Source organism: Microvirga sp. BSC39 (assembly GCF_000739015.1).
GTDB lineage: Bacteria > Pseudomonadota > Alphaproteobacteria > Rhizobiales > Beijerinckiaceae > Microvirga.
In genome coordinates, this window is sequence record NZ_JPUG01000078.1 from 160,071 (window position 1) to 174,108 (window position 14,038).

Genomic DNA, 14,038 nt, shown 5'->3' on the forward strand with positions numbered 1-14,038 from the left:
CGTTCCCTTTGCGACAGAACGGAAGCCTCTCCCGGATTCTCCACGTGCTGCTCCACATGGACCAGCACCGGGACACCCTGACCTCGGAGCAGATCGGCCAGATGCTGGGCACCAATCCGACCGTGGTGCGCCGGACCATGGCGGGCATGCGCGAGGCGGGATATGTCAGCTCGGTGAAGGGACACGGCGGTGGCTGGACCCTGGCGCGGCCGCTCTCCGAGATGACGCTGCTCGACGTCTACAAGGCACTGGGCGCGCCGGAGCTGTTCGCGCTCGGCCTTGCCACGGATGCACCAGCCTGCCTCGTGGAGCAGGCCGTGAATACGGCCCTCGGGCGGAGCCTGGAAGAAGCCGAGCGCCAGCTTCTGGCAGGCTTCGGTCAAGTGAAGCTGTCGGAGATCGCGGCCGATTGCGAACATCGCGCCGCGCGCTCGAAACATCGGACCTGCAAGGTGACGCACATGGCCTGACGGCCGCGTCTTCATCGCAAATGCAAAATGGCCGGGCTCTGCACCCGGCCATCGTCTTGAGCGTTAGTTCAACCGCACGCCCTGCGGCGGGCGCTCCGTGCCGCTGACGGTCACGTCGCCGATCATCAGGCCCATGGGGCCTGCATGCACCGGCACGGTCTCGCCGTCCTTGATCTCGCCGGCGAGAATCAGCTCCGCCAGTGGATCCTGCACGTGCTTCTGGATCACGCGCTTCAAGGGACGCGCGCCGTAAGCCGGGTCGTAACCCTTGTTCGCGAGCCAGGCGCGCGCCTCCTCGTCGAGCTCCAGGGTGATCTTGCGATCGGCAAGCAGCTTCTGCAGGCGGCCGAGCTGGATGTCCACGATGGCGCCCATCTCCGAGCGCTGCAGCCGGTGGAACAGGATGATCTCGTCCACGCGGTTGAGGAACTCGGGCCGGAAGTGCTGGCGCACCACGCCCATGACCTCGTCGCGCACCTCGTCGGTGTCATGGCCTTCCTGCTGGTTCACCAGATACTCGGCGCCCAGGTTCGAGGTCATGATGATGAGCGTGTTGCGGAAGTCCACGGTGCGACCTTGCCCGTCCGTGAGGCGTCCGTCGTCGAGCACCTGCAGCAGGACGTTGAACACGTCCGGATGCGCCTTCTCGACCTCGTCGAACAGCACCACCTGATAGGGCCGGCGGCGCACGGCTTCCGTCAGAGCGCCGCCCTCCTCGTAGCCCACATAGCCGGGAGGCGCGCCGATGAGCCGGGCGACCGAGTGCTTCTCCATGTATTCCGACATGTCGAGGCGCACGAGCGCGGTCTCGTCGTCGAACAGGAAGCTCGCCAGCGCCTTGGTGAGCTCGGTCTTGCCGACGCCCGTGGGGCCGAGGAACATGAACGACCCGATGGGCCGGTTCGGATCCTGCAAGCCTGCACGGGCGCGGCGCACGGCAGTCGACACCGCCGCCACCGCCTCGGCTTGGCCGACCACGCGCTTGGCGATCGCCTGCTCCATCTGCAGCAACTTCTCGCGCTCGCCCTCCAGCATCTTGTCGACCGGCACGCCGGTCCAGCGCGACACGACGCCAGCCACATGGTCGGGCGTCACCGCCTCTTCCATCAGACCGCCGCCATCGGCATGGGCCTCGACATCGGTGAGCTGCTTCTCCAGGCCCGGAATAACCCCGTAGGAGAGCTCACCGGCCTTGGCCCAATCGCCCGCGCGCTGTGCCTGGCTGAGCTGGTTGCGGGCTTCCTCAAGCTTCTTCTTGAGATCGGCCGCGGTGCCGAGCTTGTCCTTCTCGGCCTTCCAGCGGGCCGTGATGGAAGCGGACTGCTCCTCAAGCTCTGCCAACTCCTTGGTGAGGCGCTCCAGGCGATCACGGGAGGCGGCATCCGTCTCCTTCTTGAGGGCTTCCTGCTCAATCTTGAGGCGCACGATCTCGCGGTCGATGTTGTCGAGCTCCTCCGGCTTCGAGTCGACCTGCATGCGCAGGCGCGACGAGGCTTCGTCGACGAGGTCGATCGCCTTGTCCGGCAGGAAGCGGTCGGTGATGTAGCGGTTCGACAGCGTGGCGGCTGCAACGAGCGCCGAGTCGGTGATGCGCACGCCGTGATGCTGCTCGTACTTTTCCTTGAGGCCGCGCAGGATCGACACGGTGTCCTCCACCGTGGGCTCGCTCACGAAGACCGGCTGGAAACGACGGGCAAGCGCCGCGTCCTTCTCCACGTGCTTGCGATACTCGTCGAGAGTCGTCGCGCCGACGCAGTGCAGCTCGCCGCGGGCGAGCGCGGGCTTGAGCAGGTTCGACGCGTCCATGGCGCCGTCCGCCTTGCCGGCGCCGACCAGCGTGTGCATCTCGTCGATGAACAGGACGATGCCGCCCTCTGCCGACGTCACTTCGCTGAGTACGGCTTTCAGCCGCTCCTCGAACTCGCCGCGATATTTCGCGCCCGCGATCAGCGCGCCCATGTCGAGGGCCAGCAACTGCTTGTCCTTCAGGCTCTCAGGCACGTCGCCGTTGACGATGCGCAGCGCCAGGCCTTCCACGATAGCGGTCTTGCCGACGCCGGGTTCGCCGATCAGCACCGGGTTGTTCTTGGTGCGGCGCGAGAGAACCTGGATGGTGCGGCGGATCTCCTCGTCGCGGCCGATCACCGGATCGAGCTTGCCGTCGCGGGCAGCCTCCGTGAGGTCACGGGCATACTTCTTCAGCGCATCATAGGCGTTCTCCGCCGTCGCGTTGTCGGCCGTGCGGCCCTTGCGCAGGGTGTTGATGGCGGTGTTGAGGCCTTGAGCGGTCACGCCGGCCTGGGCCAGCATTTTTCCGGCCTCACTGTCCTTCTCAACGGCGAGCGCCAGCAGCATCCGCTCGACGGTGACATACGAGTCGCCCGCCTTTTCGGCTGCCTTCTCGGCGGTGTCGAAGAAGCGCATCAGGTCGCGGGTGGCCTGGGGCTGGGCTGCGGAGCCGGACACCTTCGGCTGCTTGGCGAGCCATTGCTCGACCGCCGCATGGGCATCGCGGGAGCGCCCGCCGGCCCGGTCGATGAGACCGGCGCAGAGACCTTCCGGATCGTCCAGCAGGACCTTGAGCACATGGCCCGGCGACAGCTGCGGGTGGCCTTCCCGCATGGCGAGATTCTGGGCCGCCTGAACGAAGCCCCGGGCCCGCTCGGTGTATTTTTCGAAATTCATCAATCATCCCTCCTCAGGTCAGCCCGCCCTCTTGGAGGCACAGGCCGACCCTGCGATGTCGGACCTCCTCAATGGAGCGTCCGCTTCCGCTTAGTTGGTGTGTCCCATTCGCCACAACAAGAGGGGGAACCTGCTCGCAGTGCTGGCATTGACCCCACGACAGTTTGAGGAGGTTCTCATGACACGCGACCCGCGCTCGGAGGCCGAAAAAGCCCGTGCCGCCCTTGCCCGCAACGCGGAGATGGGCTTGGGCGTGCCGCAAAGCCCGGTCGAGCAGCAGCCCTCCGTGACGCCGGAGACCTTCGGCGACACCACGGAGAACGGCCGGGTGATCCGGGACGACAAGGGACCGGCGGGCAACGAGGCCGGCCGTGACATCGGCGATTCCACCGGCACCATCGCGACCTCCCGCGACATTCCCGTTTCGCGTCAGAACGTTCAGTCCCCGCCGACCCATCGCAGCGACGAGAGCGACCACGTCCTCTCCCGCGCCAAGGAGTGATCACACCATGGCTCTTTCCGATATTTTCTCCATGTTCAGCCCCAAGAAGCGCAAGGCCGAGAAGGCCCGCGAGGAGCTGATGGCCAATGCCGAGAAGGCGCTGCGCATGAAGCAGGAGGCCGGCCCGCAATCCACCATCCCCGAGCATCAGACTGCCAACGAGGGGATGAATCCCAAAACCACCAACGAGGATCACATCCCGGCTCGTGAAGGGTACTTCACACCTGAGCTCAAGCGCACGAACGTGGCCCGCTCGGGGGACGCTTCGTAAGATCGGATTGCGTGCGTGAAGAAAAGCCCTGCCGCTTCGGCGGGGCTTTTTCTATGATGGGGAGACTTTCCTCGACCAAGCGAGGGCGCCATGACGGCTGACGTGCCGAAGGTTGTGATTGTGGGGGCCGGGTTCGGCGGGCTGACGGCCGCTCAGGCGCTCGCCCGCGCTCCGGTTGATGTGACCCTCATCGACCGCCACAACTTCCACTATTTCCAGCCGCTGCTTTACCAGGTCGCGACCGCGGCCCTGTCGCCGGCCGACATCGCTTGGCCGATCCGCGGCATCGTCCGGCGCCAGAAGAACATCACGGTCCTCATGGCGGAGATCGAAGGCGTGGATCCGCAGGCGCGGCTCATCCACGCCGGCGCGACCGCCGTTCCCTATGATTTCCTCGTCCTTGCCACCGGCGCCACCCACTCCTATTTCGGCCACCCGGAATGGGCCGCCGTCGCGCCGGGGCTGAAGCAGATCGAGGACGCGACGCGCATCCGCCGCAAGGTCCTGCTCGCCTTCGAGGAGGCGGAGCTGATCGATGACGAGGACGAGCAGCGGCGGCTGCTCACCTTCGTGGTGGTGGGCGGCGGCCCCACGGGGGTCGAGATGGCGGGAGCCATCGCGGAGGTGGCCCATTATGCCCTGCCGTCCGAGTTCCGGCGCATCGACCCGCATGCCGCCCGCGTCATCCTCATCGAGGCCGGGCCTCGCCTGCTGCCGACCTTTCCGGAAGACCTCTCGGCCTATGCCGCGCAGGCCCTCGGGAGGATGGGCGTGGAGGTCATGACCTCGGCACGGGTGACCGATTGCGACGGGCGCGGCGTCGATCTCGAAGGAGCGCGGATCGAGGCCGGCACCCTCGTCTGGGCTGCGGGCGTCATCGCCTCACCGGCCGGCGAGTGGCTCCAGGCGGAGCGAGACCGAGCGGGACGGGTGACGGTGGGGCCGGATCTCACGGTTCCCGGCCGCCCCGAGGTCTTCGTCATCGGCGACACGGCGGCGGCCGTGGATGCACAGGGCAAGACCGTGCCGGGCATCGCGCCGGCCGCCAAGCAGATGGGGGCCTATGTGGCCAAGGTCATCGCCGCGAGGGCCTCCGGCCGTATGGCACCGGGGCCTTTCCGCTACCGCCACCAGGGCGATCTCGCCACCATCGGCCGCAAGGCGGCGGTGGTGAAGCTCGGCAGCATTCATCTCACCGGCTTCATCGGCTGGCTGTTCTGGGGCATCGCCCACGTGTACTTCCTGATTGGCCTGCGCAACCGGGCCGTGGTCGCCTTCACCTGGCTGTGGAACTACCTGACCTACCAGCGCGGCGCACGCCTCATCGTCGACGGGCCGGGCGGCCAGGAGGAGGCACGGGCCGAGAAGGCCAGGCCGCAGGCGCCGGCCGTCGAGGCAGGCCGCGCCCGCAGCCGGGATCAGGCTCCTGCCGAGGGAACGGACTGGCGCTAGGGCGTCGGGCCGGCCTCGTCAGCGCTGGACGAAAGTGGCGCGCCCAACCCTCTCCCGCTAAAGGGGAGAGGCAAGCCCACGCTCCATCCTGCACCCGATCCCGGATCTCCGCTGCGCTCCGTCCGGGATGACGAAGGCGGAGAGGAGAATGCACGATCCATTCCCTTGCCCCGCTTACCCACGCGCTTTATCGCTAAGCCATGACCATCCGCATCGCCTCCCTCCAGCGCTATCCGGTCAAGGGCCTGTCGCCCGAGACCCTGTCCTCCGTCACCCTCACCAAGGGCGACTACTTTCCCGGCGACCGGCTGTTTGCCGTGGAGAACGGACCGGCCGGGTTCGAGCCGGACAACCCGCAGCATCAGCCCAAGATCAAGTTCCTGATGCTCATGCGCAACGAGGGCCTGGCGCGGCTGAAAACCCGCTACATCGACTCCATCACGACGCTCTTCATTGAAGAGGGCGGGCGCCAGGTGGCCAGGGGCGATCTCTCGACGCCCGAGGGGCGGCTCGCCATCGAGGCCTTCTTCCGCCGCTTCATGCCGAAGGAACTGCGCGGCCCGCCGAAGGTGCTGACGGCTCCGCAGGGCTTCCGCTTCACCGATTCCCGGCGCGGCTTCGTCTCGCTCATCAACCTCGCGAGCGTGCGGGAGCTGGAGAATGTGGTCGGCGCGACTATCGATCCCCTGCGCTTTCGCGGCAACATCCACATCGAGGGGCTCGCGCCATGGGCCGAGTTCGACCTCGTGGGCAAGGTGCTCACTGCGCCCTCCGGCCTGCGCCTGAAGGTCACCAAGCGCATCGAGCGCTGCGCGGCCACCAACGTGGACCCGGACACGGGCATCCGCGACCTGGAGATCCCGAAAAGCCTGATGAAGGCCTATGGGCACTTCGACTGCGGCATCTATGCCGAGGTGGTGGGTGATGGCCCGCTGGAGGCAGGCGAGAGCCTGGAGCCGGAGCAGGCGGAACTGGCGCTGTAGAGGACGGGAGGCGGCCAAGCTGCCTCGGTGTCATCCCCGGCGGCCGTGAGGCCGGGAAGGGGATCTACCGGCACGCTCGGCACTATGGATTCTCTTCCCCTCCGCTCCGGCTGGGAACGACACTGAAACGATCCAGGCTGCGAAAGCGATAAGGCACTGTCGCCAATAAAAAAAGGGAGAGCCAGGCTCTCCCTTTTCATGTCTCAGGTCCGGTGCGCCTTACTCGGCGGCCGGGGTCTCGGCCGGATCCGGCGTGAAGCCGGCGTTCTCGGCATTGGCCGCGTCGATCATCTCCTGGCGGGTGCGGCGGCGGCGGCGCGGACGGGCCACGGCCTCGTCGTTCGCTGCTTCCTGCATCACCGGTGCGGGAGCCGGAGCCTCCGTCTCGGCAGCCACGGGAGCGGGGGCGCGGACCGGGTTGGTCAGGAAAGCCGGCAGGGTGCCCTGGTCGGATGCCTCGTCGTCCCGGCGGCGCTCGCGCGGGAAGCGCTCGCGGCGCTCGCCACGGTCGAAGCGGTCGTTGCGCTCCGGACGGTCGCCACGCTCGGGACGATCAGCCCGATCCTGACTACCCCGATCTTGGCGGTCGTTGCGCTCGGGGCGGTCCCCACGGTCGAAGCGGGCAGGGCGTTCATTGCGCTCAGGGCGTTCGCCATTCTCGGAACGGGCCTCGAAGGGCTGCTCGTCGCGGGGCTGGTAATCCTGGCGCGGGCCGCGGTCACGGGGCTGGAAGCGCTCGCGACGGTCGCCGCGGTCCCCGCGATCAGGACGATCGCCACGGTCCTGGCGGTCACCACGCTCGGGACGATCGCCACGATCCTGACGATCGTAGCGCGGCTGGCGCTCGGCCCGGTTCTCGTAGGGCTGCGGCTGGGAGCCGAAATCGCCCTCGTCGCCGTTGCCGAAATCCTGGCCGCCGGCACGCTCGAAGCTCGGGCGCTCACCCTGGGTGAAGCCCTCTTCCTCGTTGCCGTCCTCGTCGAAGGACCGCTGCTGCTGGTAGCCGTACTGCTCGCGCAGCTGCTCCTGGGCGGCCGCGATGATGCGGAAATAGTGCTCGGCGTGCTGGAAGTAGTTCTCGGCCGCCACCGGGTCGCCGCTGGACTGGGCATCGCGGGCGAGCTGGCTGTATTTCTCGGCGATATGCTGAGCCGTGCCGCGGATCTTCACGTCCGGGCCGTTCGACTCGTAGCTCTTCGTCAGGGGATTGGGCCCCTTGTTGTTGTTACTGCGGTTGTTGTTGTTACGACCGCGCATACGCCTGTTTTGTCCTGGTCTCATTTTTCGCTCTACGAGCCTCGCTGGTTCTTAAAAGCCCACGCGATATGCAAGCCAATGGTCAACGAACGGGCTTAACGCCCACCGTTCGCGTGGCAAACCGTCTGTCGTTCAGCCATAGCCTTCCAGAGGCTCGGCCATCCTTCAGTGTCGGGTTCAGGTGATCGCGCCAGGCCGTTTCGTTCAAAAGCCCCTGCCTGCGCGATTGATATCGTTTGGTCTTCCGGCATGCCCCCGAGGGGCTGCCGATTTGTTTAGACCGAGGACGATCTCTACGCTCGAATCTAGCGGGTTCCTCTCGGTCCAACAAGGGCTATTTCCGACTTTATCCCGTCCTGGGACAAGAAAGCCTCACCCGGGCCATCACAATCGCTTCATGGCGATGCAGCGCGGGTTGCCTGATAGATCGTGTGCGATCCGCAGGATTTCAAGGTCATGAAGCTTGGCCAGGCCCGCCAGGGCCTCGGCCTGATCGTAGCCGATCTCCACCGCCAGCAGCCCTCCGGGAGCCAGCAGACGCTTCGCTTCGCCCAAGAGAATCCGGTAGGGCTCCAGCCCATCCGGGCCGCCGTCGAGGGCGAGCCTCGGGTCGTGCTCCCGCACCTCCTCGTCCAGACCTGGGATCACCCCGGAGGCGATGTAGGGCGGGTTCGAGACGATCAGGTCGAACGGCCCCGATACCGCATCGGCCCAGCGGGACAGGGCGAAATGGCTGCGGCTGCCGACCCGGTTGCCAATGGCATTGGTACGGGCTGTCACAAGGGCGCCAAAAGACAGGTCGATCCCGAGCCCGGTGGCGTTCGGCAGTTCATGGAGCAGGGCGACCAGGATGCAGCCTGACCCGGTCCCGAAATCCACCATCCTGAGGGGTGCCTGACGATCGGGAAGCAGGTCGAGGACAGTCTCGACCAGAGTCTCGGTGTCCGGGCGAGGGACCAAGGTCTCCGGGGAAAGGCGGAACGGCAGGCCCCAGAACTCCCGTTCGCCGACGATCCGGGCCACCGGCTCATGGTTCAGGCGGCGCTGGGCGAAGGCCGCGAGGGTCTCGGCCTGCTCCGGCGTCAGGGGCACGTCAGATCCGGTAATCAGCTCCGTGGCGGAGATCCTGAGGGCCTCGAGCAGGAGCAGCCGGGCGTCCAGGGCCGCGGTGTCGAACCCGGCCCCGGTGAGGGTCCGGCGCAGCTCCCTCAAGGCGCCAGAGCGGGTTTTCAAGGATTTCGGCCCCGCCGGTAGCGTTCCAGCCGCTCCTCCAGGGTGCCGGTATGCAGCTCGAACAGGTGGTTGTCGTCATCGTAGAAATAGAGCGAGTGGCCTTCGCCCTCGACCCGGGGCCGGGATTCGCGGATCTCCAGGCCCAAGGCCTCGATCCGCCGACGGTACGCGTCGATGGCGGCGGCCGGGATCTTGAAGGCGATGTGGTTGTAGGTCCTGCTGGGAAGGCTCTCGCCCTCCATCACGGCGATCCAGAGCCCGCCCACATCGAAGAATTTTTCGCGGGAGAGGGAGAAGGTATCGTCGCCGGACGCATAGATCTCCCGGCCGCCGAGCGCCCGCTCAATGATGGCACTCATGCGGGCAAGATCGCGGGTGATGAGGGTGATGTGGCTGAGGCCCTCAATCCTGCCCTCGCTCATGCCGCCTGATCCTGAGCGGCGAGCTGGGCCGCCTGGTGCTCGGTCACAAGGGCATCGATCAGCTCGTCGAGAGCGTTGCCTGCAACCACCTCCTCCAGCTTGTAGAGGGTCAGGTTGATGCGGTGGTCGGTCACGCGCCCCTGCGGGAAGTTGTAGGTGCGGATGCGCTCGGAGCGGTCGCCGGAGCCCACCTGGGCCTTGCGGTCGGCGGCACGGGCCGCGTCCTTGGCGGTGCGTTCGGCGTCATAGAGGCGGGCACGTAGGAGCGCCATGGCGCGGGCGCGGTTCTTGTGCTGGGAGCGCTCGTCCTGGACGAAAACCACCATGCCGGTGGGGATATGGGTGATGCGGATCGCCGACTCGGTCTTGTTCACGTGCTGACCGCCGGCACCCTGCGCGCGCATGGTGTCGATCTTCAGGTCCGCATCGTTGAGCACGATGTCCACGTCCTCGGCTTCCGGCAGCACGGCCACGGTGGCGGCGGAGGTGTGAATGCGGCCTTGCGTTTCCGTATCCGGCACCCGCTGGACTCGGTGGACGCCGCTCTCGAACTTGAGGCGGGCGAACACGCTCCGGCCCTTGATCTCGGCCACCACCTCCTTGTAGCCGCCGGCCGTTCCCTCGCTCTCGGAGACGATCTCGACCTTCCAGCCCTTCAGGTCCGCGTAACGGGTGTACATGCGCAGCAGGTCGCCCGCGAAGAGGGCTGCCTCGTCGCCGCCGGTGCCGGCGCGGATTTCCAGGATGGCGCTCTTCTCGTCCGCCTCGTCCTTGGGCAGCAGCATCAGGCGCAGGTCCTGGGCTGCCTTTTCCAGATCATCCCGGGCCTGAGGCAGCTCGTCCTCGGCGAGCGAGCGCATCTCGGAATCCATCGACGGATCATCGAGCATGGCCTGAAGGCCATGCAGGTTGTCCTCCATGGCCCGATAGGCGCGGATGGCCTCCACCACCCCGTCGAGCTCGGCGAGCTCACGGGAGAGCGACACGAAGGTCTCCGGGTCGGGCCCGGCATTGAGCGTCGCCGTGATGATGTCATGGCGGGCGAGAATAGCGTTCAGGCGATCAGAGGGAGGGGCAATCGACATCAGACCGGGATACCATGCGTTTCCGCAAAATGAGCGAGCTTCGGGCGCAGCGTCTCGCCGCCCCCGGCATGTTTCAGTTCCTCGCGGATCAGAGCGCTGATCTCCGCGACGTTCATCTCCAGCAGCATGGCCTTGACCGGGCCGATGGAGGCCGGGGACATGGAGAGCGACCGGAAGCCGAGACCGATCAGGGCCATGGCCTCGAGGGGGCGTCCGCCCACCTCGCCGCAGACCGTCGCCACGCAACCGGAGGCCTCGGCATGCTCCGCCACCATGTTCAGGGCCCTCAGCATGGGCGCGCTCAAGGGATCGAAACGGTCGGCCACGCGCCGGTTCTCGCGATCGCTGGCGAAGAGAAACTGCATCAGGTCGTTGGTGCCGAGCGAGATGAAATCGGCGCTTTCGCAGATTTCCTTGAGCTGGAACAGGAGGGACGGCACCTCAAGCATCACGCCGAGCTTCAGGTCCGACGGAAGCGGATAGCCATGATTGGCGAGATGAATCTTCTCCCGCTCCACGTACTGCTTGGCGCGCTCGAACTCGTCGCAGGTCGCCACCATGGGGAACATGATCTTCAAGGGCCGTCCAGCGGCCGCCTTGAGCAGAGCACGGATCTGGGCGCGCAGCAGGCCCGGACGGTCGAGGCCGATGCGGATGGCGCGCCAGCCGAGGGCCGGGTTCTCCTCCTCGACGGACTGCATGTAGGGCAGGATCTTGTCGCCGCCGATGTCCAGGGTCCGGAAGGTGACGGGCCGGTCGCCGGCCTCCGCGAAGACGGTGCTGTAGAGCGCCTGCTGCTCGGAGGCCGAGGGCATGCGCTCGGCGATCATGAACTGCAGTTCGGTGCGGAACAGGCCGACGCCCGCAGCCCCGGTCTCGGCCAGGTGCGGCAGGTCGACCACGAGGCCGGCATTGAGCTGCAGGGTGATCTCGACGCCGTCCTTGGTGACGGACGGTACGTCCCGCAGCTTGAGATACTGCTCCTGCCGGCGGGCGCGCAGCCGCGCCTTCTCGGCATAGGCGGCCTCGACGTCCGGGTTGGGCCGGATCTGCACCTCGCCGGCGGCGCCATCGACGATGATGGCATCGCCCGGTTCCGTGAGCGAGGTGGCGTTCGACACCTCGCCGACCGCCGGGATGCCCAGCGCTCGCGCCACGATGGCGATGTGGCTCGTCGGCCCGCCTTCTTCGAGCACAAGGCCGCGCAGGCGCGAACGGTCGTAGTCGAGGAGCGCCGCCGGACCCATGGAGCGGGCCACGAGGATGGCGTTCTCGGGAAGGTTCTCGCGCTCGGTGACGAAGTCCCGCCCCACCAGCCGGTGGAGCAGGCGGTTGGCAAGATCGTCGAGGTCGTGCAGGCGCTCGCGCAGGTAGGGATCCGTCTGGCGCAGCATGCGGGCGCGGTTGTCGGACTGCACCCGCTCCACGGCTGCTTCCGCCGTCAGGCCCGACGTCACCGCCTCGCGCATGCGCCGCAGCCAGCCCTGGTCATGGGCGAACATGCGGAAGGTCTCCAGAACCTCCCGGTGCTCGCCGTGATGGGCGACGTCGCCGCGCTCGATGAGCTCGTCGATGGACAGGCGCACCTCGCCTATGGCGGCATCCAGCCGCTTCAGCTCCGCCTCGATATTCTCGGCGATGAGGTTCTTGACCACCACCCGCGGCTCGTGGAGCACCACGTGGCCGAGACCCACGCCGTCGGCCAGGGCGACGCCCTTCTGATAGACGGGGCGGCGAAGCGCAATGCCGGTATCGACCGGAGCCAGCGCCTGGAGCTCGCCCGTGGCGAGCATCTCGGCCACCACCATGGCGGTGGTCTGAAGGGCCTCGACCTCTTCCTCGGTGTAGACCCGGTAGGTGCGGTTCTGGACGACCAGAACGCCAAGCGTGTTGCCGGCGCGCAGCAGCGGCACGCCTAGAAAGGCGTGGTAGATCTCTTCGCCCGTTTCGGGCTTGTAGGAGAAGGCCGGGTGGCTCTGGGCGTCGGACAGGGCCAGGGGCTCCGCCGTCGACGCGATGAGGCCGACGAGGCCCTCGCCCGACCGCATGACGGTGAGGTGGACGGCTTCCCGGTTCAGGCCCTCGGTGGCGAACAGCTCGAGCACGCCGTCGCCGCGCATCACATAGACGGAGCACACCTCCGCCACCATGTTGGCGGCGATCTGGGTGACGATCTTGTCGAGACGGTCCTGCGCCCCGACCGGCTCCGCCATGATCTCGCGGAGGCGGCGCAGCAGAAGGCGCGGACCGCCGGGAGCGCTTGGCATGAGCTTCTCTGTTCCCGTCCTATCAGGGCCGGCAGGGCGGACCGGCGGCCGGCAGGTTCACTGTCGCAGCCCGACCAATCCCTCGTCAATCAGGCTTGATCAAGGCCGTATAGCGAGTGGAGCGTGCGAACCGCAAGCTCCGTATAAGCCGATTCGATCAGGACCGAGAATTTAATCTCAGAGGTCGTGATCGCCCGGATGTTGATGCCCTTGTCGGCCAGGGCCTTGAAGGCCCGGGCGGCCACGCCCGCATGGCTGCGCATGCCGACGCCGATCGCCGAAACCTTCACCACGTCCGTGGCGCCCTGGAGATCCTGGAACCGGATCTCGTCCCTGCGGGCGGTCAGGATCGCGCAGGCCCGCTCGTAATCGGCAGTCGGGACTGTGAAGGTCAGGTCCGTGGTGGCCGCGTTGTCGGACACCACCTGGATGATCATGTCCACGTTGATGTTGGCGTCGGCCAGGGGCACGAAGATCGAAGCGGCGATGCCCGGCTTGTCGGCAATATCCCGCAGCGTGATCTGGGCTTCGTCGCGCGAATAGGCGATGCCCGTGACAATCTGCTGTTCCATGATGTCTTCCTCGTCGCAGATGAGGGTGCCGAGCTTGGGATCGGCAGGATCGTCGAAGCTGGAGCGTACATAGGTCGGAACGCGGTGCATCATGGCAAGCTCCACCGAGCGCACCTGCAGCACCTTGGCTCCGAGCGAAGCCATTTCCAGCATTTCCTCGTAAGAAACCCTATCCAGGCGGCGCGCCTTGGGCACGATGCGCGGATCGGTGGTGTAGACGCCGTCGACGTCCGTATAGATGTCGCAGCGCTCGGCCTGGATGGCGGCGGCCAGCGCCACGGCGCTGGTATCCGAGCCGCCGCGGCCCAGGGTTGTGACGCGGCCCGTGGGCTGGTGGACGCCCTGGAAGCCGGACACGACGGCCACTTCCTTGCTGTCGGTGAAGCCCTTGAGGATCCCGGTGCCGTCGATGGCGGCGATACGGGCCGAGCCGTGGGCCTCAGACGTCATGATCGGGATCTGCCAGCCCTGCCATGAGCGGGCCTTGAGGCCCATCTCCTGCAAGGCGAGCGCCAGGAGGCCTGAGGTCACCTGCTCGCCGGAGGCGACGACCACGTCGTATTCCTTGGAATCATAAAGCGGGGAGGCTTCCTTGACCCAGCCGACGAGCTCGTTGGTCTTGCCCGCCATGGCGGACACCACCACGGCCACGTCGTAGCCTGCCTCGACCTCGCGTTTCACATGCCGGGCCACGTTGCGGATGCGCTCTACGGTGGCGACGGATGTTCCGCCGAACTTCATGACGAGACGGGGCATGGTCGAAGAAGGCCGTTAAGGGTTCAGGGAAAATTTTGCCCTTCGCGGCGCGAAAGGCGCGTATACATGACGGTAGGGCCGCG

Annotated in this window: 12 protein-coding genes; 5 read left to right on the forward strand and 7 right to left on the reverse strand. The window is 66.9% G+C overall.

Annotated features, from left to right (window positions below):
* Positions 1 to 8 precede the first annotated feature (8 nt).
* Complete coding sequence (locus tag MA07_RS24820) at positions 9 to 470, forward strand: Rrf2 family transcriptional regulator (RefSeq protein ID WP_036358450.1); 462 nt, start codon at positions 9 to 11, stop codon at positions 468 to 470.
* Positions 471 to 533: 63 nt separating this feature from the next.
* Here MA07_RS24820 and clpB read toward each other — a convergent pair whose 3' ends face one another.
* Positions 534 to 3,155 carry an ATP-dependent chaperone ClpB gene (gene clpB, locus MA07_RS24825; protein WP_036358453.1) on the reverse strand — a complete coding sequence of 874 codons (2,622 nt, stop codon included), beginning with the start codon at positions 3,153 to 3,155 and terminating at the stop codon, positions 534 to 536.
* Positions 3,156 to 3,333: 178 nt separating this feature from the next.
* Here clpB and MA07_RS24830 point away from each other — a divergent pair, with 178 nt between their 5' ends.
* The 4 genes from MA07_RS24830 to MA07_RS24845 all read left to right on the forward strand — a co-directional run bounded on the left by MA07_RS24830 (position 3,334) and on the right by MA07_RS24845 (position 6,363).
* Entirely contained in the window at positions 3,334 to 3,657 is a 324-nt protein-coding gene (locus MA07_RS24830; RefSeq protein WP_036358455.1) for a hypothetical protein, read from the forward strand.
* A 7-nt stretch (positions 3,658 to 3,664) separates the two neighbouring features.
* Positions 3,665 to 3,928 (forward strand): hypothetical protein, encoded by a 264-nt coding sequence (locus MA07_RS24835; protein WP_036358459.1) that lies wholly within the window; start codon positions 3,665 to 3,667, stop codon positions 3,926 to 3,928.
* 90 nt (positions 3,929 to 4,018) lie between these two features.
* Positions 4,019 to 5,380 carry an NAD(P)/FAD-dependent oxidoreductase gene (locus MA07_RS24840; protein WP_036358462.1) on the forward strand — a complete coding sequence of 454 codons (1,362 nt, stop codon included), beginning with the start codon at positions 4,019 to 4,021 and terminating at the stop codon, positions 5,378 to 5,380.
* 200 nt (positions 5,381 to 5,580) lie between these two features.
* Positions 5,581 to 6,363, forward strand: a complete 783-nt coding sequence (locus MA07_RS24845; protein WP_036358465.1) for an MOSC domain-containing protein — start codon at positions 5,581 to 5,583, stop codon at positions 6,361 to 6,363.
* Between the two features lie 219 nt (positions 6,364 to 6,582).
* On the opposite strand, the gene MA07_RS24850 is transcribed toward MA07_RS24845, so the two are convergent.
* The 6 genes from MA07_RS24850 to MA07_RS24875 all read right to left on the reverse strand — a co-directional run bounded on the left by MA07_RS24850 (position 6,583) and on the right by MA07_RS24875 (position 13,955).
* Entirely contained in the window at positions 6,583 to 7,620 is a 1,038-nt protein-coding gene (locus MA07_RS24850) for a DUF4167 domain-containing protein (RefSeq protein WP_052003510.1), read from the reverse strand.
* Positions 7,621 to 8,004: 384 nt separating this feature from the next.
* The gene (gene prmC / locus MA07_RS24855; protein ID WP_036358470.1) at positions 8,005 to 8,853 is read right to left on the reverse strand and encodes a peptide chain release factor N(5)-glutamine methyltransferase; all 849 of its coding nucleotides are present in this window, start codon (positions 8,851 to 8,853) and stop codon (positions 8,005 to 8,007) included.
* Positions 8,850 to 9,275 carry a FosX/FosE/FosI family fosfomycin resistance hydrolase gene (gene fosX / locus MA07_RS24860; protein ID WP_036358478.1) on the reverse strand — a complete coding sequence of 142 codons (426 nt, stop codon included), beginning with the start codon at positions 9,273 to 9,275 and terminating at the stop codon, positions 8,850 to 8,852. The genes prmC and fosX overlap by 4 nt, the downstream gene beginning before the upstream one ends.
* Positions 9,272 to 10,360: a peptide chain release factor 1 gene (prfA, locus tag MA07_RS24865; RefSeq protein ID WP_036358481.1), complete on the reverse strand. Its 1,089-nt coding sequence runs from the start codon at positions 10,358 to 10,360 to the stop codon at positions 9,272 to 9,274. Before prfA ends, fosX begins: the two co-directional genes overlap by 4 nt.
* A complete protein-coding gene (ptsP, locus tag MA07_RS24870; protein WP_036358484.1) occupies positions 10,360 to 12,627 on the reverse strand; it encodes a phosphoenolpyruvate--protein phosphotransferase in 2,268 nt (755 codons plus the stop codon). Before ptsP ends, prfA begins: the two co-directional genes overlap by 1 nt.
* Before the next feature lie 89 nt (positions 12,628 to 12,716).
* Positions 12,717 to 13,955, reverse strand: a complete 1,239-nt coding sequence (locus MA07_RS24875; RefSeq protein WP_036358487.1) for an aspartate kinase — start codon at positions 13,953 to 13,955, stop codon at positions 12,717 to 12,719.
* Between the last annotated feature and the right edge of the window lie 83 nt (positions 13,956 to 14,038).